General features: G+C 72.5%; 20 protein-coding genes and 2 tRNA genes. 16 read left to right on the forward strand and 6 right to left on the reverse strand.

Going from position 1 to position 22,257, the window contains the following annotated elements; translation table 11 throughout:
* Window positions 1-30: 30 nt before the first annotated feature.
* The 3 genes from ACFO60_RS14290 to ACFO60_RS14300 all read left to right on the forward strand — a co-directional run bounded on the left by ACFO60_RS14290 (window position 31) and on the right by ACFO60_RS14300 (window position 3,264).
* Window positions 31-897, forward strand: coding sequence for a COG1361 family protein (locus ACFO60_RS14290; RefSeq protein ID WP_380840645.1), 867 nt, complete (start codon window positions 31-33; stop codon window positions 895-897).
* Window positions 898-1,077: 180 nt separating this feature from the next.
* Window positions 1,078-1,818, forward strand: coding sequence for an SRPBCC family protein (locus ACFO60_RS14295; protein WP_380840646.1), 741 nt, complete (start codon window positions 1,078-1,080; stop codon window positions 1,816-1,818).
* A gap of 216 nt (window positions 1,819-2,034) precedes the next feature.
* Entirely contained in the window at window positions 2,035-3,264 is a 1,230-nt protein-coding gene (locus ACFO60_RS14300) for a CynX/NimT family MFS transporter (protein WP_380840647.1), read from the forward strand.
* A gap of 14 nt (window positions 3,265-3,278) precedes the next feature.
* Here ACFO60_RS14300 and sigJ read toward each other — a convergent pair whose 3' ends face one another.
* Window positions 3,279-4,178, reverse strand: a complete 900-nt coding sequence (gene sigJ, locus ACFO60_RS14305; RefSeq protein ID WP_380840648.1) for an RNA polymerase sigma factor SigJ — start codon at window positions 4,176-4,178, stop codon at window positions 3,279-3,281.
* Between the two features lie 129 nt (window positions 4,179-4,307).
* Between sigJ and ACFO60_RS14310 the strand changes: the two genes are divergently transcribed.
* From ACFO60_RS14310 to ACFO60_RS14320, 3 genes are all read left to right on the forward strand, one after another.
* Window positions 4,308-4,380 (forward strand) — tRNA-Ala (locus tag ACFO60_RS14310).
* A gap of 108 nt (window positions 4,381-4,488) precedes the next feature.
* Window positions 4,489-5,082, forward strand: a complete 594-nt coding sequence (locus tag ACFO60_RS14315; RefSeq protein ID WP_380840649.1) for a GntR family transcriptional regulator — start codon at window positions 4,489-4,491, stop codon at window positions 5,080-5,082.
* 114 nt (window positions 5,083-5,196) lie between these two features.
* Entirely contained in the window at window positions 5,197-6,018 is an 822-nt protein-coding gene (locus ACFO60_RS14320; RefSeq protein WP_380840650.1) for a GNAT family N-acetyltransferase, read from the forward strand.
* 103 nt (window positions 6,019-6,121) lie between these two features.
* On the opposite strand, the gene ACFO60_RS14325 is transcribed toward ACFO60_RS14320, so the two are convergent.
* A complete protein-coding gene (locus ACFO60_RS14325) occupies window positions 6,122-7,558 on the reverse strand; it encodes a cellulose binding domain-containing protein (RefSeq protein WP_380840651.1) in 1,437 nt (478 codons plus the stop codon).
* A gap of 418 nt (window positions 7,559-7,976) precedes the next feature.
* On the opposite strand from ACFO60_RS14325, the gene ACFO60_RS14330 reads away from it, so the two are divergent.
* The gene (locus tag ACFO60_RS14330) at window positions 7,977-8,630 is read left to right on the forward strand and encodes a class I SAM-dependent methyltransferase (RefSeq protein WP_380840652.1); all 654 of its coding nucleotides are present in this window, start codon (window positions 7,977-7,979) and stop codon (window positions 8,628-8,630) included.
* Between the two features lie 166 nt (window positions 8,631-8,796).
* Complete coding sequence (locus ACFO60_RS14335) at window positions 8,797-10,311, forward strand: vWA domain-containing protein (RefSeq protein ID WP_380840653.1); 1,515 nt, start codon at window positions 8,797-8,799, stop codon at window positions 10,309-10,311.
* A 115-nt stretch (window positions 10,312-10,426) separates the two neighbouring features.
* On the opposite strand, the gene ACFO60_RS14340 is transcribed toward ACFO60_RS14335, so the two are convergent.
* Entirely contained in the window at window positions 10,427-10,975 is a 549-nt protein-coding gene (locus ACFO60_RS14340; protein ID WP_380840654.1) for an EF-hand domain-containing protein, read from the reverse strand.
* 352 nt (window positions 10,976-11,327) lie between these two features.
* Here ACFO60_RS14340 and ACFO60_RS14345 point away from each other — a divergent pair.
* Window positions 11,328-11,400, forward strand: a tRNA-Ala gene (locus ACFO60_RS14345).
* Between the two features lie 64 nt (window positions 11,401-11,464).
* Here ACFO60_RS14345 and ACFO60_RS14350 read toward each other — a convergent pair.
* Both ACFO60_RS14350 and ACFO60_RS14355 read right to left on the reverse strand, forming a co-directional pair.
* Complete coding sequence (locus tag ACFO60_RS14350; protein ID WP_380840655.1) at window positions 11,465-13,345, reverse strand: propionyl-CoA synthetase; 1,881 nt, start codon at window positions 13,343-13,345, stop codon at window positions 11,465-11,467.
* A 92-nt stretch (window positions 13,346-13,437) separates the two neighbouring features.
* Window positions 13,438-14,421, reverse strand: coding sequence for a GlxA family transcriptional regulator (locus tag ACFO60_RS14355; protein WP_380840656.1), 984 nt, complete (start codon window positions 14,419-14,421; stop codon window positions 13,438-13,440).
* Between the two features lie 71 nt (window positions 14,422-14,492).
* Here ACFO60_RS14355 and ACFO60_RS14360 point away from each other — a divergent pair, with 71 nt between their 5' ends.
* The 6 genes from ACFO60_RS14360 (at window position 14,493) to ACFO60_RS14385 (ending at window position 20,960) form a co-directional block, all read left to right on the forward strand.
* Window positions 14,493-15,905, forward strand: coding sequence for an MFS transporter (locus ACFO60_RS14360; RefSeq protein ID WP_380840657.1), 1,413 nt, complete (start codon window positions 14,493-14,495; stop codon window positions 15,903-15,905).
* 94 nt (window positions 15,906-15,999) lie between these two features.
* The gene (locus ACFO60_RS14365; protein ID WP_380840658.1) at window positions 16,000-16,707 is read left to right on the forward strand and encodes a peptidyl-tRNA hydrolase; all 708 of its coding nucleotides are present in this window, start codon (window positions 16,000-16,002) and stop codon (window positions 16,705-16,707) included.
* Between the two features lie 244 nt (window positions 16,708-16,951).
* Window positions 16,952-18,013, forward strand: a complete 1,062-nt coding sequence (locus ACFO60_RS14370; protein ID WP_380840660.1) for a hypothetical protein — start codon at window positions 16,952-16,954, stop codon at window positions 18,011-18,013.
* A gap of 90 nt (window positions 18,014-18,103) precedes the next feature.
* Window positions 18,104-18,721, forward strand: coding sequence for a Maf family protein (locus tag ACFO60_RS14375; RefSeq protein ID WP_380840661.1), 618 nt, complete (start codon window positions 18,104-18,106; stop codon window positions 18,719-18,721).
* 52 nt (window positions 18,722-18,773) lie between these two features.
* Entirely contained in the window at window positions 18,774-19,562 is a 789-nt protein-coding gene (locus ACFO60_RS14380) for an EI24 domain-containing protein (RefSeq protein ID WP_380840663.1), read from the forward strand.
* Window positions 19,563-19,877: 315 nt separating this feature from the next.
* Window positions 19,878-20,960, forward strand: a complete 1,083-nt coding sequence (locus ACFO60_RS14385) for a DUF4192 domain-containing protein (RefSeq protein WP_380840664.1) — start codon at window positions 19,878-19,880, stop codon at window positions 20,958-20,960.
* A 131-nt stretch (window positions 20,961-21,091) separates the two neighbouring features.
* On the opposite strand, the gene ACFO60_RS14390 is transcribed toward ACFO60_RS14385, so the two are convergent.
* Entirely contained in the window at window positions 21,092-21,436 is a 345-nt protein-coding gene (locus ACFO60_RS14390; RefSeq protein ID WP_380840665.1) for a hypothetical protein, read from the reverse strand.
* Window positions 21,437-21,581: 145 nt separating this feature from the next.
* On the opposite strand from ACFO60_RS14390, the gene ACFO60_RS14395 reads away from it, so the two are divergent.
* Window positions 21,582-22,190 (forward strand): DUF1707 and DUF4870 domain-containing protein, encoded by a 609-nt coding sequence (locus ACFO60_RS14395; protein WP_380840666.1) that lies wholly within the window; start codon window positions 21,582-21,584, stop codon window positions 22,188-22,190.
* Window positions 22,191-22,257: the final 67 nt, after the last annotated feature.

A 22,257-nucleotide genomic window follows, 5' to 3' on the forward strand; every position in this document is an offset into this window, starting at 1 on the left:
AGGTCCAGGTCTTCCGATTGAAAGGCTGCGATGAGAGCCCTCCGGCACCCCCTCGCCCTCGTGGTCACGGCCATCGCGATGGTCCTGTCCCCCCTGCTCGCCGCGCCCGCCTCCGCCGATGAGCCCGAGGTGGCGATCACGCTGTCGTCGTCCCAGGTCAACACCGGGGACGCGGTCACGGTCACCGTCAAGGTCACCAACATCCACGCCTTCTCGGTGCTCAACGCCACCGCCAGGCTGTTCACCACCCCCGGCCGCCTGCCCTCCTACGCCTCGCTCACCGGGTGCGCCGGAGCGCTGGGGTCGTGCACCGCCATCCCCGGCCCCGGCGGGCCCATCGGCTTCGAGGCCCCGGTCGGGGCCCTGTCCGGCGGGGCCTCCGCCACCGTCGCCTTCACGCTGGACGTCGCCCAGGACGCGCAGGCGGGCGACCAGACCTTCCAGGGGCAGCTCGGCGGCTCCAACTACGCCTCCGAGATCGTCACCGGACCCGTCCTGACCATCGTGGACGAGGCGGACGCCGCCGTCGGCCTGACCGCCACGCCGAAGCTCGCCCTGCTGGTCCCGAAGATCGAGTTCACGGTGCGGGTCACCGGCAACGGGCCGGGGGCGGTGCGGACGGCCGCGATCACCACGACGCTCCCGCCGGGGTTGAGCGCGACCTCCGGCGACTGCGCCGCGGGCTCGGGCGCGGTGACGTGCACGGTGGGCCCGGTGGCGCCGGGCGCCACGGTGACCAGGAAGTTCTCGGTGCCGGTCGGGCTGCTGAACATCGGCGTGCCCTACACCTTCACGGCCGCCCGCACCAGTTCGAGCCCCACCGACCCGGTGGCGGCCAACGACGGCGCCCAGGTGCGCTGCACGGTCGTCTCCATCGTGCTGGTGAACTGTCACTGACGTCGCGAGCGCGCTCTTCCCGGCGGTTCCGCCGGGAAGAGCGCGGCGGAATTTCGGGCGGGGCACCCCTGGTGCGATGCCTGATCATCCCATATCGGCGTCGACCTAGGTCAAAGTCCGAATAGGCCGTCCATCGATGGGCAGAGCAGGTTTCCGAACCCAGAAAAAGGGAGGAAGCCAATGAGCACCATCGAGCATTCGGTCGACGTGGCCGTGCCCGTCAGGACGGCCTACAACCAGTGGACCCAGTTCGAGAGCTTCCCCGAGTTCATGGAAGGGGTCGAGTCGGTCAAGCAGATCGACGACACGCGCCTGGCCTGGAACGTCCAGGTCGCCGGCGTCCACCGTGAGTTCGAGGCGGAGATCACCGAGCAGCACCCCGACGAGCGGGTGGCCTGGCGGTCGCTGGAGGAGCCGCGCCAGGGCGGCGTGGTGACCTTCCAGCCCCTCGACGCCGACAGCACCCGGGTCATGCTCCAGATGGAGTTCGACCCCGAGGGCATCGTCGAGACGGTCGGCGACAAGCTGCAACTGGTCCGCATGCGCGTCCACGGAGACCTGGAGCGCTTCAAGCGGTTCATCGAGTCGCGGGGACGCGAGACCGGCGGCTGGCGCGGCGAAGTGCCCGCGCCGATCGACGGCGACTCGGCCGCTGCGGCACGTACCGCGCCGGACGCCGACGTGCTGACCGGCACGGGAACCACGTCCGGGCTCGAAACGACCCCGGCGCCCGGGGCGGCCGCCGGAACGGGGACGGCGTACGCCGCCGGTGAGCCGATGCCGCCGCAGCCGATCCAGCGCGACTACCCGCCGAAGCCCTCGCTCCCGGCCCCGGGCAGCGGCCCGGTCTCGCCGGAGGGCACCCCGCGGTGGGACGAGGAGCCGCCGCTCGCGCCCGACCGCCCTGAGCGCCTGGCCTGACGGCGCCGGAGCGGAGGGGGCGGGCCCGCAGGGCCCGCCCCCTCTTTCACGCCCGCGTCTTGCGAGGCGCGGCCGGTAGGTCATCGGCGCCCCAAAGGCGGTTATGGTCCGCCCGTCACCCAGGTAAAGGGATCGTCCGCAGGTCTGTTAACATGAACGTCATCCAGTCATCCCATGACTCGATGTCCCTTTGACCTACGGAGGCCGACCCCCGCCATGAGCATGATCGCCACTGCCCCGCCCGCCACGACCGCGCCGGGCCGCCCGCCCGCGGTCCGGTTGACGTGGCTGGTGGCCCTTGGCATCGTGCTCGCGGCGCTCAACCTGCGCACCGCCGTCACCAGCATCGGGCCCGTCCTCGACCAGGTCAGCGGCACGCTCGGCATGTCCGGCGTCGTCACCGGCCTGCTGACCACCCTGCCGGTGCTCTGCTTCGCCGTGTTCGGCGCGGTGACGCCCTGGCTCGGGCGGCGCATCGGTGAGCATCGCCTGCTGCTCGGGGCACTCCTGTTCCTCTGCGCCGGGCTGCTCGTGCGGGTCATGACCGGCTCCAGCGCCGTGTTCCTGGCCGCGAGCGTGCTCGCGCTCTCGGGCGGCGCCATCGGCAACGTGCTGATCCCGGCCCTGATCAAGCGGCACTTCCCGCACCGCACCGGGACCATGACCACCCTTTACGCGACGGCTCTGGCCGTCGGCACCATGCTCGCCGCCGCCGCGACGGTCCCGATCGAACGGGCCGCCGACGGTGACTGGCACGTCGCCCTCGGTGTGTGGGCGGCACTCGCCGCTGTGGCCGCCATTCCGTGGCTTGCGCTGTCGCGCAGTGAGCCGGAGCGGAACAGCAGGCGAGAGAACGCCGGCACGCGGGGACTGGTGCGCAATCGGCTGGCCTGGACGGTGGCCGGGTACTTCGGCACCCAGTCGCTCATCGCGTACGTGATGTTCGGCTGGCTGCCCCGGCTTCTGCAGGACCGCGGGTTCACCGACGGCCAGGCGGGCCTCAGCATGGCGGTCTTCACCGCGCTCGGCATCCCGGTCTCGCTGGTGGTGCCCGTCATCGCGGCGCGGGTGACCGGCCAGCGTCCGATGGTCGTCGGCCTCGGCCTGCTGTACGCCGTGGGCTTCGCCGGCATGCTGTGGGCGCCCGCCTCCGCGCTGTGGGTCTTCCTGCTGCTCACCGGTGTGGCGATGGGCTCCTTCCCGCTGGCCCTGACGCTGTTCGCCCTGCGCACCCGCACGGCGGAGGCCACCTCGGCCCTGTCGGCCTTCGCGCAGAGCGCCGGCTACCTCATCGCGGGCGCAGGGCCGCTCGCGGTGGGCGTGCTGTACTCCGCGACCGGCGGCTGGACGCTGCCGTTCGCGCTGCTGTTCGCCGTCGTGGCGGCGCACATCGTCACCGGCTGGCACGCGGCGGGCGACCGCTACCTGGAGGACGAGCCCGCCTGAGCGGCGCGGCCGCTTCAGGACGAGGTCGCCACGTGCGCGAGCTTGTCGGGGTTGGCCATGAGGTAGACCGACTGGACGACCCCGTCCGCGACGACCAGCGAGATCACCGTGATCGCCCGGCCGCCGAGGGTCACGACCGCCGCGGGGGCGCCGTTCACCTCGGCGAGTTCGATGCCCGTCGTGGCCGTCCCCGGCAGGCCGATCGACACGAGGAAGCGCCGGGTCGCCTCGTCGGAGCTGACCCCCGCCAGCCACCGCGCGACCTTCTCGGCCCCCTCGATGACGCGCTGCGGCGCCCTCGCCTTGCCGCCGCCGTCCGCGACCAGCGTCGCCTGCCCGGACAGCAGCTCCAGCAGGCCGTCCATGTCACCCCGGCCGGCGGCGTCGATGAACCGCTCGGTCACCCGGCGGCGCTCGGCCCGGTCCACGTCGAAGCGCGGCCTGCGCTCGCGCACGTGGTCGCGCGCCCGGTGGGCGAGCTGCCGGGTCGTCGCCTCCGAGCGGCCGATCACCTCGCCGATCTCGGTGTAGGCCATGCCGAACGCCTCGCGCAGGACGAACACCGCCCGCTCCAGCGGCGAGAGCGTCTCGAGCACGACCAGCAGGGCGAGCTCCACGGAGTCGGCCAGCTCGGCGTGCTCCGCGAGGCCGGGCTCGGTGCTGATCGGCTCGGGGAGCCAGGGCCCGATATAGGACTCGCGGCGGGCCCGCAGCCGGCGTAGGCGGTCGATGGCCAGCCTGCCGGTCACCCGCACCAGGTAGGCCCTCGGGTCCTCGACCCGCGCCGCGTCGACCTGCGACCAGCGCAGCCAGGCCTCCTGCACCACGTCCTCGGCGTCCGCCGCGCTGCCCAGGATGCGATAGGCGACTCCCGCCAGCACCCGGCGGTTCTCCTCGAATATCTCAACGGACATGTCTTACCCGACGCCTCGGCACCCTCATATCGTGACATGCGATCTATGGGCCGTCCTCGGTACGCGGGGTGGCCGTGATCTCGGTACCGCGCGGTGGCCGGGTTCCGATAGACTGTCCGCGCATCGCAAGGGGCTATGGCGCAGCTGGTAGCGCGCCTCCATGGCATGGAGGAGGTCTGGGGTTCGAATCCCCATAGCTCCACCTGACGTTTACGCGGGCGCGGGTCGCGCCCGAGACGTGGTGGACGGCCGTCGGGTCTCACGACGGCGCCCGGTGTGCCACCGCCGAGATCGGGAAGGGCGACTGCGCGTGGAACTCGACGCGGCGGCGCACGCGGCCTCCGAGGCGTCCGATGTCCCTCATGTGGTGGTGCGGCGCACGCTGCCGACCGAGCCCGCGGTCCGCGCCTCGGCGTCGCTGTTCGTGGCCGAGGCCGAGCGGCAGGGGGTCCGCGCCGACCGGCGCATGCTCTATGTCGGGCCCGAGCCCGCGAGCGAGCGCGTCGCCGAGGCACTGCGCGTCCAGCCCGGCGCCGAGGTGCTGGCGCGGCGCAAGCTGCTGCTGGCCGACGGAGTCCCCGTGCGCGTCGCGACCAGCTACCTGCGCCTCGACCTGTTCGGCGGCACCCCGCTCGCGTCCCCGGGTTTCGTCCTGCCCAGCCTGCAGGCGGGCATCGAGGCCCTCGGCCACCGCTTCGGCCACGCCGAGGAGGAACTGCTCGCGCGCAGGCCCACCCCCTTCGAAGACGAGACGCTGCGGCTGTCGCCGGGAGAGTGGGTCGTGCAGATCGTGCGGGCCGGGTACGCCACCGACGGCACGCCCGTCCACGTGCTGGAAACCGTCTGCGCCGCCTCCCGCCACGTGTTCCCGGTCCGCCAGGTCGCCGGCGCCGACGAGTTCTAGAGACAGCGGCGAACGGCTCGTCGCCGTCCGCGCGGAACCGGCGTGGACGCCCGCGTACGCGGCGCCGGCAAAACGGTTCGCCCGCGCGCGGTGCTCGTTGGCACACTGTCCCGCATGGTGTGGAGGTTCACGGCGTCCCTTGACGACTTCCCCGACGCGGCCGAGGCGTGGCTGCGCCGCGATCCGGTGCGCAACACGGTCCCGCTGACCGTCCTCGGCCGCATGCGCCACGGACTGTGGCAGGACGGCCCCCTGCTCGGCTGGTTCACGGCCGGAGGGGAGGTGCGCGCGGCGATGCTGCACACGCCGCCGAGCCCGCTGCTCCTCGGGGACATCCCGCTCGACACGGTGCGCTCCCTCGCCCACGCGCTGCGCGACCACGGGACCGCCGGCGTGAACGGGCCGTCGCGCCAGGCCGAGGCGTTCGCCGAGGCGTCCGGGCGCACCGAGACCTCGCGCATGTCGATGCGGCTCTACCGGCTGGACGCCCTGCGGCCGCCGCCGCGCGAAGGCGCCGCCCGGGTCGCGGACGAGCGCGACGTCGAGCTGGTCGCCCGGTGGATGCGGGCCTTCCTCGCCGAGGCCGAGCCCGAGATCGGGCACGACGACCCCTCGCCCCAGGTCGAGCATCGCGTCGGCCAGGGCGAGTTCGTCCTGCTCGAGGACGGCGGGCGGCCCGTCGCCATGGCGGCCTTCTCGCTGCCGATCATCGGGATGTCGCGCATCGGGCCGGTGTACACCCCGCCGGAGTTCCGCCGGCGCGGGTACGGCGCGGTGGTGACCCACGGCGCGACGCGTGCGGCCCAGGAGGCGGGGGCCGATCTGCTCCTGCTGTTCACCGACCTGGCGAACCCGACGTCCAACTCGATCTACAAGGCGCTCGGCTATCAGCCGGTCGCCGACTACCTGTCCATCACGCTGGCCGGCCGGGCCTGACGTTCCCGCGCGCACGCCCTCGGCGACGGCCGTGGCCTCTGCCGCCCGCTCCCGGTGACGGCCGTGCCCGTCCGCCGCTCTTCCAGGGTGGCGGAGGGCGCGGTCAGGCGCAGGGGGCCCCGTTCAGGGTGAACCCCGACGGCGCCGGCGCGGCGCTCGCGGACGCGCCGTTGAAGCCGAGCGTGATGACGCCTCCGGCCGCGACCGTGCCGTTCCATGCGGCGTTCCGCACCGTCACGGTGGTGCCCGACTGCGTCCAGGTGCCGTTCCAGCCCTGGCTCACCGTCACCCCGGCCGGGAGGGTGAACGTGACGGTCCAGCTCGTCAGGGCCTGGCGCCCGTTGGTCACGGAGAGCTGCCCGCCGAACCCGCCCGGCCATTGGCTCTGCGTGGTGTACCGGGCCGTGCAGGACGGCGACGTCGGGGTGGGCGTCGGGGTCGGGGTGGGCGTGGGCGTCGGGGTCGGGGTGGGCGTGGGCGTCGGGGTGGGCGTCAGGGTCGGGGTCGCCGATGGCGTGGGCGTGGGGGTGGCCGAGGGGGTCGGCGTGGGGGTCTCGGACGGCGTGACGGTGGTGTACGTCGCCTTGGTGTACGCCGCGCCGCACGGTGAGCATCCGGATGGCAGCGAGAACTCGTACACGCGGCCCCCGTTGATCAGCGTGTCCGAGACGTCGCGCACCCTGATCCGGTAGCGCGTCCCGCCGGTCTCGGTCGGGGCGAGGATGTACGACTGGCCCATGTCGCCGTTCATCCGGGCTTCTTGCCAGGTGCCCGCGGCCTCGTACTCGACCCCGTGGATGCCGTCCCGCAGGCGGGACACCACTATCGTCGGCCAGTAACGCTGAGCGCCTTGGATGAACCCGATCTGGATGTCGCCGGTGTACCCGGGCGCCTGGACGAACGACCAGGTGACATGGCGGTTGTTCCAGTGGCCGGGATACAGGTCGCCGACCGGGGCGCCGTTCTTGACGAAGTTGTTCAGGGAGCCCTTGGACAGGTCCAGGTGGTAGCGGTCGTCGCGGCACCAGGCGTTGGTGTCGCCGCAGCTGTCGGCCACCAGCATGGTCAGCGTGGCGCCGTTGTAGGCGTCGGCCACCCATGAGCCGTTGCGGCAGAACGCCTGGCCCTGCGCCCCGTCGTTGACCCCGGTGCAGTAGTCGGCGATCGAGACCCGCACCCACCGGCCGCAGTTGTGGCCGTTGTCCCACATGCCGATCTTGTCGGCCATCGAGGGAGGCAGCGGCCGGGCATAGAAGCCGTAGTCGCCCGGAGTGTCGAACACGTTGAGGGCGACGAAGTCCTGGCTCTCGAGCACCGACTGCGGCAGGCCGCACCCACCGTAGGGCGACCCGAGCGCGTCGAAATAGGTGGCGCTGCCGGTCACCGGCGCGGGCGGGTCGGCGAGCGCGAGCGCCCGCGCGGAGAGCTGGATCACGACCAGGGCCGACAGCAGCACCGCGATGGTGAGGCGCGATCGGCTCAGCCGCCTCCCGCCGCCGGGTGCCGCACCCACCGGTCGAGCGCGGTACAGACTCCTCATCGCCGCCTCCTCCACGCCGTCGCCCGGCCAACCGACCGGCCCGGCTTCCCACGCGGGGCGGGGTCACCCTAAGTCGCCCGCGGAGAAAGCGAACAGTGCCGGCGTGCGATGGCGGGCGGTTTCGCAGGTCGTCGGCCTGAGCCCTGTCGTCGCTCCTGAAAGTTCCACCACCTCATGGCGGGCGCGCGTCGTCCCCCGGAGGCCCGCGGGAGGTGCCGGGAGTGGGAGAGACAGCAGGAAACGGCGCTTTGACAGGGCCGGAAAACGGCGTCATGCCCCTCACATGTGCCAATACCGGCTGAATGCGATATGTCACATTAACCGCATCAACTCATTTCCTGACTAGTCTTGACTTGAAGAGTGGTATCGCTCTATCTAATTGAGAGCGAAGATGACGGCTCAGTGTTGGGTGGGATAGATGACAGCGAGACGCTCGCGCCCGGCGCACCGGGCCGCCCAGGCTGATGCGTTCGACCGCATCGGCGGCCGGTACGACGAGGCCTTCCCCTACAAGGGCGGTCAGATCGCTTCGGCCGAATGGATCCTGCGCAAGCTCAGGCCGGGCGCGCGGGTGCTCGACGTCGGATGCGGCACCGGCCTGCCGACGGCCAGGCAACTGGCGGACGCCGGGTGCGAGGTGACGGGCATCGACATCTCGCCGGTGATGCTGGCCCTCGCCGCCGCGAACGTCCCCGAGGCCGACATTCGCCGGCTGGACGTCGTCGACATCGACGACACCCTCGGCCGGTTCGACGCCATCGTGGCCTACTTCTCGCTGTCGATGCTCCGGCGTGACGAGATCATGGTCACCCTGCTCCGTCTGCACGAGCTGCTCGTCCCCGGCGGCTGGCTGGCCGTCGGCATGGTGGAGATGGACATCGACGACGCCCCGGTCCGCGTCCTCGACACCTGGCTGCGGATGACCGGCTACGCCAGATACGCGCTGCGCGCCGTCGTGGAAGAGGCCGGTTTCAGCGTGCGCGAGCAGATGGACCTGGCGTACGTCCCCGCGACCGAAGACGAGTCCCTGGAGATGCAGCTGTTCTTCAACTGCCGGAGGAACACCTTCTGACCTGCCGCCGAACGGGCGCGCGCTCGCCGGCCCGCGGGCCGGCGCCGCGGGCGCGCCGGCCTTCTCCGGTCACGCCGCGGGCACGGTTCATCGTCGCTTGGGTGACGGGTCCGGCGCCGGCGGCGGTGGAGTCGTCGTAGGAGGTGACACCGAGAGGCGGCCTCCTGTGAAGTCACGAATCCTCATCTGCGTCCTAGCGGCGCTCGCCCTGCTCGCCTCAGCCTGTGGAGCGAGCTCCAACGACACCACGGCGGCGCGTGAACCGTCCCACCCCGCCGGCGGCACGGCCCGGCAGGGGCAAGGAGAGGGCGACGCCTCGGGCAACGACGCGCCCGAGGGAAGCGCCACCGGCCGGGCGGCGCCCACCGCGCGAGCCGAACCCGCGGACGAGATCTCCACCTTCGCCCTGGACGTGGACACCGCCTCCTACGGCTACGCGCGCAGCACCCTGAAGGCGGGCCGGCTGCCCGACCCGGCGCAGGTCAGGCCGGAGGAGTTCGTCAACGCCTTCCGGCAGGGGTACCCGGAGCCGCCGGGAGACGGGTTCGCGGTCCAGCTCGACGGGGCCAGGGGACCGGCCGAGGGCACCGCGCTGCTGCGGGTCGGGCTGCAGACGCGCACCGCCGACGCCGCCGCGCGCCGGCCCGCCAACCTGACCTTCGTGGTCGACGTCTCGGGCTCCATGGGCGACCCCGGGCGGCTCGACCTGGTGCGCGACGCCCTGCACACGCTGGTCGACCAGCTCGGGCCGGGCGACCAGGTCTCGATCGTCTCCTTCAGCGACCAGGCCAGGCTGCGCCTGTCCATGACCCCGGCCGGCGAGCGTCGCGAGCTGCACGCCGCCATCGACACGCTGGCCACCGAAGGGTCGACCGACGTTTCCGCAGGGCTGGTCGCCGGGTACGCCGAGGCGGCGCGGGCCTTCCGCCCGGTCGCGACCAACCGGGTGATCCTGCTGTCGGACGGCCTCGCCAACACCGGCGACACCACCTGGCAGGGCATCCTCGACCGGGTCGAGGAAGCCGCCGGGCGTCGGATCACGCTGCTGTGCGTGGGCGTCGGCCGCGAGTACGGCGACACGCTGATGGAGCAGCTCGCCGACCACGGCGACGGCGCGGCCGTCTACGTCGCCTCCACGGAGGAAGCGCGCGAGGTGTTCGTCGACCGCCTGCCGGCGAACCTCGACCTGCGGGCCCGCGACGCGAAGGCCCAGGTCGCGTTCAACCCGGCCACCGTCGCCTCCTACCGGCTGCTCGGGTACGAGAACCGCGCGCTGGCGGCGCAGGACTTCCGCGACGACGCCAAGGACGGCGGCGAGGTCGGGCCCGGCCACGCGGTCACCGCGCTGTACTCGGTGCGCCTGCGTCCGGGAACCTCCGGGCAGCTGGCGATGGCGACGGTGCGCTGGCAGGACCCCGACACCCGCGAGCCCGCCGAGACCAGCCGCGCGCTGGAGGTGGCGGGGCTGTCGGACCGCCTGTGGGAGGAGGCGCCGCCTCGCCTGCAGGTGGACGCGGTGGTCGCGGTGTTCGCCCAGCGGCTCAGGCGCGCGGAGGAGGAGATGTTCACCGAGGACCTCGGCGCCCTGGCCGGCCACGCGGAGCGGCTGGCGGCGGCGACGGAGGACCCCATGGTCACCGAGCTGGCCGAGCTGATACGCCGGGCGGGCTCGCTGGACTGAGCCGGCCGGCTCGCCGGGACGGGCGGGCCGGGCGGTCAGCGGCGAGGCCGTCCGTCCACCGGGGCGGGCGGCCGCCGGTCCCGCCGGTGCGGTGCAACTCGGACCGCGCCGTGGGTCAGGAGCGCCCGAGGATGGGGATGGCGGCCTTCTGAGGGTCGTCGCTGAAGTAGAAGTCGTACATGGCCTGGGCGAATTCGTCCTTGCCGAGGTGGCCGTCGCCGTCGGTGTCCAGCAGGATGAACGCCTCGCGCGCCTCGGCCGTCTCGACGTCGTAGGCCGACCACAGGCGCAGGTATTCGCGCATGCTGAGCTTGTGATCGCCGTCGGCGTCCAGGGCGTCCCACAGGGCGTCGGTGATGGGCCAGACGATGGCCACGATGAACCGCGTGCGGTCGAGCGTGGGGGAGACGGCGTACTCGATGTACCTCTGCCGGCTGATGCGGCCGCCGTCGTCGGTGCCGACGGCGGCCACGACGTTGGACCAGACGTGGGCGTAGGCGGCGAGCAGGCCGGCGCGGGCCGGGGCGTCGGGGGGAAGGCCGAGGCGGTCGGCCAGGTGGAGACCGATCAGGCGCATGTCCTCCTTGTCGATGTAGCCGTCCTGATCGACGTCGCTCGTGTCGAATGCGGATCCGGCGTTGAGCGCGTGGGGGCTCCGATGCATCTCGGCTCCTAGCGGGCGGTTACGCGGGGCGACTAATCGTTACCCTCCGTGAGCGACGCTGTCAACGCGAACGAACCTGGTGACCAGGTACCTCGCCGGAGGCGCGAGACGGCGGTCGGCCCCTGTGCGGGTGGAAGACGGGCGGCACCGGGGCGGGCGGCAGAACATGTCGAGGTGCGTCGCCGCAGGCCAGAGGCGGGTGACGGCTCGGCGGGTCCGTGGCGGCCCGGTGGCCGGCGGACGTCCCGCCGCACCGGGAGGGGCGGGGGCCCTCGGCGGTTCGGCGCAGCAGGCGAATTCCGATACACTGACGGGGCATGGCGAGGCCGCAAGGCCGTCCGTCACGCGACCAGGGGCTATGGCGCAGCTGGTAGCGCGCCTCCATGGCATGGAGGAGGTCTGGGGTTCGAATCCCCATAGCTCCACTCACGCACCGCCGCCCGTGCTCTGCTCACGCAGCGTAGCGGCGGTGCTCGGGTGAAGCGCCGGTCACGGGCTGTTCCGCAGGACCGAGCGCAGGGTGTCGAGTACCGACGCGTCCTCGATGGTGGAGGGCACCGGCTCGTCCGCGCCGTCGGCGATGCCGCGCATGGTCTTCCGCAGGATCTTCCCCGAGCGGGTCTTGGGCAGCGCGGGCACGATGTCCACCCGCCTCAGCGCCGCGACGGCGCCGACCTGGTCGCGCACCAGGCGCACCAGCTCCTCGCGCAGCTCGGCGGGGTCGGCGTCGACGCCGCTCTTGAGCACGACCAGCCCGCGCGGCACCTGCCCCTTCAGCTCGTCGGCGACGCCGATCACCGCGCATTCGGCGACGGCCGGATGACCGGCCAGCGCGGCCTCCATCGAGCCGGTGGACAGGCGGTGCCCGGCCACGTTGATGACGTCGTCCGTGCGCCCCATGACGAACAGGTAGCCGTCCTCGTCGAGGTGCCCCCCGTCGCCGGTCAGGTAGTACCCAGGGAAGGCGGAGAGGTAGGAGGCGAGGTAGCGCTCGTCGTCCTGCCAGAGCGTGGGCAGCGTGCCGGGCGGCAGCGGCAGCCGCACGCAGATCGCCCCGTCCACTCCCGGAGGGCACGGCCTGCCGTCGGGATCAAGGACGCGCACGTCGTACCCCGGGACCGGCACCGTGGGAGACCCCGGTTTGATCGGCATGGGCGCAAGGCCGCGCAGGTTGGCGGCGACGGCCCAGCCGGTCTCGGTCTGCCACCAGTGGTCCACCACGGGAACGCCGAGCTTCTCGGTGGCCCAGTGGTAGGTGTCCGGGTCGAGCCGCTCGCCCGCGAGGAACAGCGTCCTCAGCGAGGAGATGTCGTACTTGGCCAGGTGAGCGCCCTCCGGGTCGACCTTCCTGACCGCGCGGAACGCCGTCGGCGCGGTGAACAGCGCGTTCACCCCGTACTCGGAGATCACCCGCCAGAACGCCCCCGCGTCCGGGGTGCCAACCGGCTTGCCCTCGTACAGCACCGACGTCGCCCCCAGCAGCAGCGGGGCGTAGACGATGTAGGAATGGCCGACCACCCAGCCCACGTCCGACGCCGCCCAGAAGACCTCGCCCGGCGCGATGTCGTAGACGTTGCGCATGCTCCACAGCAGCGCGACCGCGTGGCCGCCATTGTCGCGCACCACGCCTTTCGGCCTGCCCGTGGTGCCGCTGGTGTACAGGATGTAGAGCGGGTCGGTGGCCGCGACCGGCACGCACCCGGCCGGGTCGGCCGCGGCCATGGCCTCGTGCCAGTCGACGTCACGGCCGGCGACCATGGCGGCGGGAGCCTGTTCGCGCTGGAGGACCACGCAGTGCGCCGGCCGGTGCCCGGCCATCTCCAGCGCGCTGTCGAGCATCGGCTTGTACGGGACGACCCGGGACGGCTCGATGCCGCAGGAGGCGGACACGACCACGGTGGGGCGGGCGTCATCGATGCGCACGGCCAGCTCGCGCGGGGCGAAGCCGCCGAACACCACCGAGTGCACGGCGCCGAGGCGGGCGCAGGCGAGCATGGCGACGACGGCCTCCGGCACCATCGGCATGTAGACGACCACCCGGTCGCCCTTGCCCACGCCGAGGCCGCGCAGGACTCCGGCGAACCGCGCCACCTGTTCCAGCAGCTCGGCGTAGGTGTAGGTGCGGGCCGAGCCGGTGAGGGGGCTGTCGTAGATCAGCGCGGCCTGCGCGCCGCGCCCGCCGGCCACATGCCGGTCCAGGGCGTTGTGGCAGGTGTTGAGCTCGCCGCCGGCGAACCACCGGTAGAACGGCGCCGCATCGGCGTCCAGTGTCCTTTCAGGGAGGCGATCCCAGGTCACGGCCTCGGCGGCCCGGCCCCAGAACGCGCCGGGATCGTCGATGCTCTCAGCGAAGGCGTCCGCGTACGACATGGTTCCCTGTCACCTGCCAATCGGTCGGACCGCCATCATGACTCAGCGGTCCGCCGTAGGACAGGGTCGAAAGGCGCATGCCGGCGGGCGTGTCAGGCCGGGCGGGAGGAGGGCGGCGCGTCCGTGCGGAAGGTGTGCCGGTAGGTCAGCGGAGCCACCCCCACGGTGGCGTGCAGGTGCTGGCGCAGCGAGACCGCCGTGCCGAAGCCCGCCTGCGCCGCCACCCGGTCGACGGGAAGGTCGGTGGTCTCCAGCAGGTGGCGGGCGCGCTCGACCCGCTGCCGGTTGAGCCACCGCGCCGGGCTGAGGCCGGTCTCCTCCCGGAAACGCCGGGTGAAGGTGCGCACGCTCATGCGCGCGTGCTCGGCCAAGGTGGTGAGGTCCAGCGGCTCTGGCAGCCGTTCGAGCATCCACGCCCGGGTGGGGGCGGTGGTGGTGTCTCCTGAGGCGGGCAGCGGGCGTTCGATGAACTGCGCCTGGCCGCCCTCCCGCCACGGTGGGCTGACGCAGCGCCGCGCCACCCGGTTGGCGGTCTCGCTCCCGTGGTCGCGGCGGACCACGTGCAGGCACAGATCGATGCCCGCCGCGACGCCAGCGGAGGTCAGCAGGTCGCCGTCGTCGATGAACAGCACGTCGGGGTCGAGCAGAACCCGGGGGAACAGCGAGCGGAACAGGCCGGACTCCCTCCAATGGGTCGTGGCGGGCCGCCCGTCGAGCAGGCCCGCGGCGGCGAGCACGAACGCTCCCGTGCAGATGGACACCAGCCGCGACCGGGTGGCCGCCGCGCGCAGGGCGTCGCGCAGCTCGCCGTCGATCGTCCCGTCCTCGAGCGGCGGCCCGTCGTGGATTCCCGGGACGATCACCGTGTCCGCCGTGGCCAGGACCGACAGGTCGTGGTCGGGGACCACGCTGAACCCCGCCGGCCCGCGCACCGCCCGCCCGCCCGGGGTGCAGGTGACGATCTCGTACAGCGGCCGGCCCTCGGCGTCCTCGGCGACCCGGAACACCTGGCCGGGGATGCCGAGGTCCAGAGTGGAGAAGTGGTCGAGCGCGAGGACGGCGATGCGGTGAACCATGGCCCGATCCTTTCATATATTGGCTATCGAGCCACTCGTCGCCGCTGAATCGGGCAATCAGTATTGTCCGCATGATGTTGATGCAAGACGTGACACGCAGGCGGTGGCCGCACCGGGCCTGGGCGGTGGCGGCCGTCGCCTTCGTCGCGATCATCGGAGCCGCCGGATTCCGCGCCACCCCCGGAGTGCTGATCACGCCGCTCGAAGCCGAGTTCGGCTGGTCCCGCGGCACGATCTCCTCCGCGGTCTCGGTGAACCTGGTCCTGTACGGCCTGACCGCGCCGTTCGCCGCCGCTCTGATGGACCGGCTCGGCATGCGCCGCGTGGTGGCGTGCGCGCTGCTGCTCGTGGCCCTCGGCAGCGGGCTCACGATCTTCATGACGGCGAGCTGGCAGCTCGTCCTGTGCTGGGGCGTGCTGGTCGGGCTCGGCACCGGGTCGATGGCGCTGGTCTTCGTCGCCACGGTCACCGACCGGTGGTTCGTACGGCACCGGGGCATCGTCATCGGCGTGCTGACCGCCGGCGGCGCGACGGGCCAGCTCATCTTCCTGCCCGTGCTCGCGTGGATCGCCGAAGGGCCGGGCTGGCGGACGGCCGCGCTGGTGGTGGCCGCGGCGGCGCTCGCCGTCGTCCCGCTGGTGTGGCTGCTGCTCCGCGACCGCCCCGAGGAGGTAGGCCTGACGGCCCTCGGCGCGGAACCCCCGGCCGGCGCCCCGTCCGCCACCGCCACCGCCACCGTCGCCGCGTCCGCCACCGTCGCCGCGTCCGCCACCGTCGCCGCGTCCGCCCCCGGTGGCGTGACCGAGGCGGCGGAGGTCCGCGGATCCGGCGGCGCGGCCCTTCGGGCGATCACCGTTCTGCGGTCGGCCGCGCGCACCCGGTCGTTCTGGTACCTCGTCGGCGGCTTCGCCATCTGCGGCGCGAGCACCAACGGCCTGGTCGGCACGCACTTCATCCCCGCCGCGCACGATCACGGCATGCCCGAGACCACCGCCGCCGGACTGCTCGCGCTCATCGGCGTCTTCGACATCGCCGGCACGGTCTTCTCGGGATGGCTCAGCGACCGGGTCGACCCCAGGGTGCTGCTCGGGGTGTACTACGCGCTGCGCGGCGCGTCGCTGCTGGTGCTGCCGCCCCTGTTCGCCGCGACGACCGAGCCGAGCATGCTGGTCTTCATCATCTTCTACGGCCTCGACTGGGTGGCCACCGTGCCGCCGACCGTGGCGCTGTGCCGGAAGCTCTACGGGGCGGACGGCAGCGTGGTGTTCGGCTGGGTGTTCGCCTCGCACCAGATCGGCGCGGCCATCGCCGCGGTCGCCGCGGGCCTGACGCGCGACCACCTCGGCCACTACGACGCGGCCTGGTACGGCGCCGGCCTGCTCTGCGCCCTGGCCGCGGTCATGTCGCTGCGCGTCGCCGCCAAGGGGGGCTCCACCCCCGGCGCGGCCACCAGCCCCGGACCGGTGCCCGCGACCACCTCCTGACCATCTCCACCCCGTGGGACCTCCCTGACGAGGGGCCTTCTCCGGAGCGCCCCCGCGTCCCGCGCCCGCCGGCGGGCGATGAGATCCTTGGGGCGTGAACGCGCCAGACCAGAGAGTGCTCCCCCTAGTCGTCCGCATCGAGCGCGCCACGCCGCCCGAGCGCACCGACGCCCTCGAGGCGGCGGCGCTGGCCGTGCTCACCTTGCTGACCGACGAGCGCGCCGTGAGCGGCGAGTGGGCCGAGTCCGTGCAGGCGTGGGAGACCATCGGCATCAGGAAGGTGGTGCGCCGGGCCAGGGGCGCCGAGTGGCGTCGCGTGCACGAGCTCCCCGGCGCCACGGTCACGCTGCGCACGGCCGAGGTGCGGCTGCACCCGCCGATCCCGCTCGACTCCTGGCCCAAGGAACTGTCCCGCCTGCAGGTCTCCGGCACCGATCTGGTGGACGCCGAGCCCCCCGGGCCGCCGCCGCCCGGCGGCGTCGTGCTGTGGTTCAATCCGTCGCTGCCGATGTCGGCGGGCAAGGCCATGGCCCAGGCCGGCCACGCGGTCCAGCTCGCCTGGTGGGGCACCGGCGAGGCCGCCCGTTCCGCCTGGCACGCCGGCGGCCTGCCGGTCGCCGTCCGCACGGCCGAGCCGTGGCGGTGGGCCGCGCTGGTCGACAGCGGGCTCCCCGTCGTGCGCGACGCCGGGTTCACCGAGGTCGAGCCCGGCTCGCGCACGGTCGTGGCGGACGCGCCGTGGCTGAGGGCCGGCGGTCTCCGCCCGGCCGGTTGGGGTCCGCTGCGCGACCCGTCGCGCTAGCCCCCGCTCCATGATCATACCGGCTGGTAAGGGGCCCTTTCGCATCGCCCGATCCGCTCGCGCCGTCCGTTGACAGACGGATGAAAGCAAAGGTCAGAGCATACGGAAACGCCGATGCGGTAGGGACTCGTTCCCGAAGTGTGATCGGGAACTCGGGCACGATTGGGCGATTTGCCGTACGCTCCCCAACGTGCCAAATGGGGTGGGTGGGAACTACGGGACCAAGGCCGTCCCAACGTACGTAATGGCGGACGCGGAGACCGCGCCGCTGCCGAAGATCACGATCGAGGAGCCTCCGCCGCCGCCTTCGCCCGCCCGGAGCCGCTCACCGATCTCCCGGCTGGGCGACCTGCCGATGCGCGTGATCTACCGGCTGGTGGTCGGCGTCACCGCCGCGGCGATCGTCGCCGCGGTCGCCGCCTTCTTCTACGTCAACGACTCGGGCAAGGGCGGGCAGACGGCCGCGGGTCCCGTCGCGACCCGGCCGCTGCCCACACCGGCGGCGCGGAGCACCGCCCCTGAGACGGCCACCGCCTCGCCGTCCGGCGTCCCGGCCACGTCCGCTCCGGCGGATCCGGCCGGCTCCGCCGCCGCGAACCCCGCCGTGCCCGGCCCCTCGGCGGCGCCCGGATCGTCCGCGACCGCCGGTGCGCCCTCGGCGCCCGGATCGTCCGCGGCTTCCGGCGTCTCGGCGACGACCGCCCAGGCGGGCGCGACGCCGGTTCCCACCCCACTGCCCGGCAAGAGCGCCCTCGCCGCGGCCGAGGCCGACCCGCGCGTCCCCGCGCCGCCCGCGGACCGCAAGCTCGCGAACTTCCCCGGGCACGGCACGCCGACGAAGGGCCGGGTGAAGGACAAGAGGTCCGGCATCTCCTTCACGCGCTTCGTCAAGGCGTGGAAGCTCACCAGGTCCTCGCCGTTCGCCACGCGGCGGGTGCTCCCCGCGGCGAAGGGAGCCGGGCATCGCGGGCTGCTGGCGACCTGCCCGGTCCCGATCGCGGTGCAGGACGACCTCAAGGACACGGCCTACCTCGCGGCACGCTGGTCGCTGAACCACCACCCGGCCGGCTCCACGATCACCTGGACCGCCTCGCAGGGCTTCAAGGCCGGCAAGCGCGAGGGCTGGCTGCTCGGCTACCGGGTGAACTACAAGGCCGGAGGCAAGAAGCACGTGGCCACCGCGGCCGTCGCTCTGATCGACGTCCCGGACGGCAAGCCCGCCATGGTCCTGATCACCGTCCCCGACGTCCAGAAGAAGCGCTGGGCGGACATCAACACCCTCGTCCGCAGCATCCGTCCCCTCTGACCGCCGCGGGGCGGGCGGGCCGGGGAGCTCAGGGGGCCTATTAGGCTCGGGAGGCGTAGCGGACATCATGGGCTCGGAAGATCGGAAGAGATGACGGAGATCGTGGGCGCGGAAGCCATGACAGAGATCGTTCTCGCCTCCTCGTCGCCCGCGCGGCTCGCGTTGCTGCGCAGCGCCGGGCTCGATCCCAAGGTGATCGTCAGCGGCGTGGACGAAGAGGCCGTCACCGCCGCGTCGCCCGCCGAGCTCAGCCTCACCCTGGCGCGCGCGAAGGCGTCGGTGGTCGCCGAAGGCCTGTCCGCCGGCCTGGTGATCGGCTGCGACTCCGTGCTCGAACTCGACGGGCGCGCGTACGGCAAGCCGGTGTCGGCCGAGGACGCCGTCGCCCGGTGGCGGTCGATGCGCGGACGCACCGGCAGGCTCCTCACCGGTCACTGCGTGATCGACGCCGCGACCGGAGCCGAGGTCGCCGAGGTCGGGTCGACGGTCGTGCGCTTCGGCACGCCGAGCGACGCCGAGATCGCCGCCTACGCCGGCAGCGGCGAGCCCCTGCGGGTGGCGGGCGCCTTCACGCTCGACGGTCTCGGCGGCTGGTTCGTGGACGGCATCGACGGCGACCACGGCAACGTCCTCGGCATCTCGCTGCCCCTGCTCCGCCGCCTCTTCGCCACGTTGGGCGTTGAGGTGACATCTCTCTGGAAACGCTGATCTTTCGGGTGATGTTGCGACCATGCGCACGTGAGGCGTTAGCCTGCCGGGCATGAACAGCATCGGGCAGCCCATCCGCCGCGGGATCGGTGGCTTCGCCGACGGCATCGGATACTTCTTCCAGGGGCTCGGCTGGGTCGCGCGGCATCCGCGGCAGTGGCTCTTCGGGCTCATCCCCGCACTGATCTCGATGGTGCTCTACATCGTCGCGCTGGTCCTCCTCGGCAACTACGCCGGAGATCTGGCCTCCTGGGCCACGCCGTTCGCGGGCGACTGGGAGCCCGTCCTGCGCGACACCCTGCGGTTCCTGCTGGGCCTGGTGGCCTTCGCCCTCGGGCTGGTCCTGGCCGTGGTCACCTTCACCGCCGCCACGCTGGCGATCGGCGAGCCCTTCTACGAGAAGCTCTCCGAACGCGTGGAGGAGGACATGGGCGGCGGCGTGGAGTCCGCGGACATCCCGCTGTGGCGGTCGATCATCCGATCGGTGCGCGACAGCCTGATCACGCTGGCGTACGTGCTGATGTTCACCATCCCGCTCTTCGTCCTGGGCTTCGTGCCGGTGGTGGGGCAGACGGTGGTTCCCGTGCTCGGCGCGGCGGTGTCGGGGTTCTTCCTCACGGTGGAGCTGACCGCGCTGGCCATGGAGCGCAGAGGGCTCGCGCGCAAACAGCGTTTCGCGGTGCTGCGCGGTGACCGCGCCCCCACGCTGGGGTTCGGCGTGCTCGTCTTCCTGATCTTCCTGATCCCCTTGGGCGCGGTCGTCGCGATGCCGGCCGCCGTGGCCGGCGCCACCATCATGGTCCGCACACGCCTTGCCCCCGCCGTCCCGCCCCTGCGGTGAGCGGCCATCGCCGTCTCTGGTGACCTCGGGAGCGGGCAGGCCGGCGGAGCCGCGGAAGCCCGCGTGCCCGCAGGGCGGCCCGTTCCCTGCCTGTGGACATCGGACCGGTCATCGCATCTGTCCGGCGCATTTCATATGTGGGATAAAGGGCATTCGTTCTGGGCGAATAGCGGCCTCATATGCTGATATGGCGATCTCGTTTTCCCGAAGGCGGCTTCCGTCCCATCGAGTGCTCGTTGAATGCCGTTCGGTTCGTAGCCCACAGAGTCGCGTTCGGTTCGATGGGCGAATCGCCGACCGGCGATTCTCCGGTGCATGACGCCGACACCGATCCTCCTCACCTCCCCCGACGACATCCTCGGGGCCGTGCCCTACATCCTGGGCTTCCACCCGGCCGACAGCCTCGTGGTCATCGCCTTCGCGGGCAGAGGGGTGCGCGGCCGGCTGCGCGTCACCACGCGCTGGGATCTCCCGCTCCCGCCGGGCGCCCTCGACCGCCTCGTCCCTCTCCTCCAGCGAGAGGAGGCCACGCACACGATCTTGGCGGGGTTCGGTGACGGCGCGCTCGTGACACCGGCCATGGACGAGGTCAGGCTGCTGCTCTCCACCGCCGGCATCAAGGTCATCGAGGCCCTGCGCGCCGAGGGCGCTCGCTACTGGTCCTATGTCTGCACACGGGTCGAGTGCTGCCCACCCGACGGGCGGCCGTACGACCCGCTGGCGGGGGAGGTCGCCGCCCAGGCCACCTTCGGCGGGCTGGTCGCCCTGCCCGACCGCGAGAGCCTGCGCGGCTCGCTCGCGCCCGCCGGGGGAGCGGCACGGGCCAAGATGCGCGAGGCCACCCGTTCGGTGGCCGCGGACGTGCGCGCGAGGCTCGTCGCCGCGGCGCAGCCGCACGAGGTGCCCGGCGCGTTCGTCGCCGAAGGGCTGGCCCGGGTGCGCCGATCTCTCGACGCCTTCGGCGCGTCCGGGCCGCTGCCCGACCACGAGGCGGCCAGGCTCGGCGTCGACCTCGCCGTGATCCGCGTCCGCGACGAGGCGTGGACGCTGATGGACGACCACACGCAGGACACCCATGTCGCGCTTTGGGCCGACCTCACACGCCGGCTGGAGCCCTCGTTCGTTCCTCCGGTCGCCTCCCTGCTGGGCGCGGCCGCCTGGCGGCGCGGTGACTCGGCCCTGGCCGGCATCGCCGTCGAACGGGCGCTCGCCGCCGATCCGTCCTACTCGATGGCCAACCTTCTCGCGCAGGGGCTCCAGCAACTGGTCAGCCCAGAGATCCTCCGGCACCGCATGCCCACCCCCGCAGAGCTGGACGCGAGCATGGGGGCGCCACGCATGGAGTGGCTCCACCCCATGCTCGGCCTCCTCGACGACCACACCCTGCGCACGCCATGACGGCCGGTGTTGTGTGGGTCCGGCGGTGGCGGGAGGCTGTTACGGCTGGTGTCGTGCGCGTGCGGGAGTGGCGCGGGGGCGTGGCCGTGGCGATCAGACGGGGGTTTCCCCGGCGTCTCCGGGGGCCGTGCTCACTCTTGCGCGGGGTCGGTCCTGCGCCGCTCGTTGTAGGCACGCATCCTCTTCGGATACCCGGTGAGCTGGACGTCGTAGACAGGGAGGGCGAGGTTTCTGGCCACTTTGATGATGACCGCGGGCGAGCCGACCCTGCGGCGCGTCCACTCGCCGTCATGGGCGACGGCGACCGCGGTGGTGTCGGTGGCGAAGGTCTCCGGCTCGACGTAGAACTCCACGCCGACGCGGGACTTCGCGAAGGCGATCAATGCCTCGATGTCGCCGTCGTTGGCCTCGCGGTCGAACTTGGCGATCCTGACGCCGCGCAGCCGACGAATTCCATAGCGATCTCGCCATCCCATAACCCTTATATACCTGGCTTGGACGCCGAATGCGTACCTCGGGGCCACATCGGGGTCGTGCCGGGGTTGTTCCGGATAGACCGGCTGCGAGCGGCGGCGAAGAATGGCGAAGACGACGCGTTCTACGGGAAAGGCACGGCCACCGATGGCAGGGGTAGTGAGACCTCAGGCGACACCGTCCACCGGAGGGTGGGAGCCATCTCCGCACTCCCAGCTCCGGATCACCGACCACGACCGCGACCAAGTGGTCGAGCACGTCACCGCCGCCTACGCGGAGGGCAGGCTCGACAAGGACGAGTTCGACGACCGTCTGCACCACGCGATGACCGCGCGCACCCACGCCGACCTCGTCCCCGTCATGCGCGACCTGTATCCGTCGCAGAGCATGCCGCGCACTCCGGCGCCACCTCTCCGCGCGCCGGCTCGGTACCCGGGGGCGCTGACGGGCGGCGACCGTCTGGGCGCCGCGGCCGCGCACCTGCTCCCCCTGCTGGGGCTGTCGGTGATCGGACCGCTGATCATGCTGCTGACCGGGGGGCGCACTTCACCGTTCATCCGGCGGCACGCGGTCGAGTCGCTGAACTTCCACCTCACGATGCTCGGCGCCACCATAGTGCTGCCGTTCACCGTGATCGGGGTCGTCCTGATCCCGGTCATCTGGATCACGGCGTTCGTGCTGGGAATCGTCGGCGCGGCGGCCGCGCTCAACGACAACTCGTTCCGGTACCCCCTGACCCTCCGCCTGATCAAGTAGTCGGCCACGTCACCGTGCCCGTGGGCCCCACCCGGGCCGTTCGGCCTCGACAGGGCAGGGGCGGGGC

This window comes from Sphaerisporangium dianthi, assembly GCF_042654065.1.
Classification (GTDB): Bacteria; Actinomycetota; Actinomycetes; order Streptosporangiales; family Streptosporangiaceae; genus Sphaerisporangium; species Sphaerisporangium dianthi.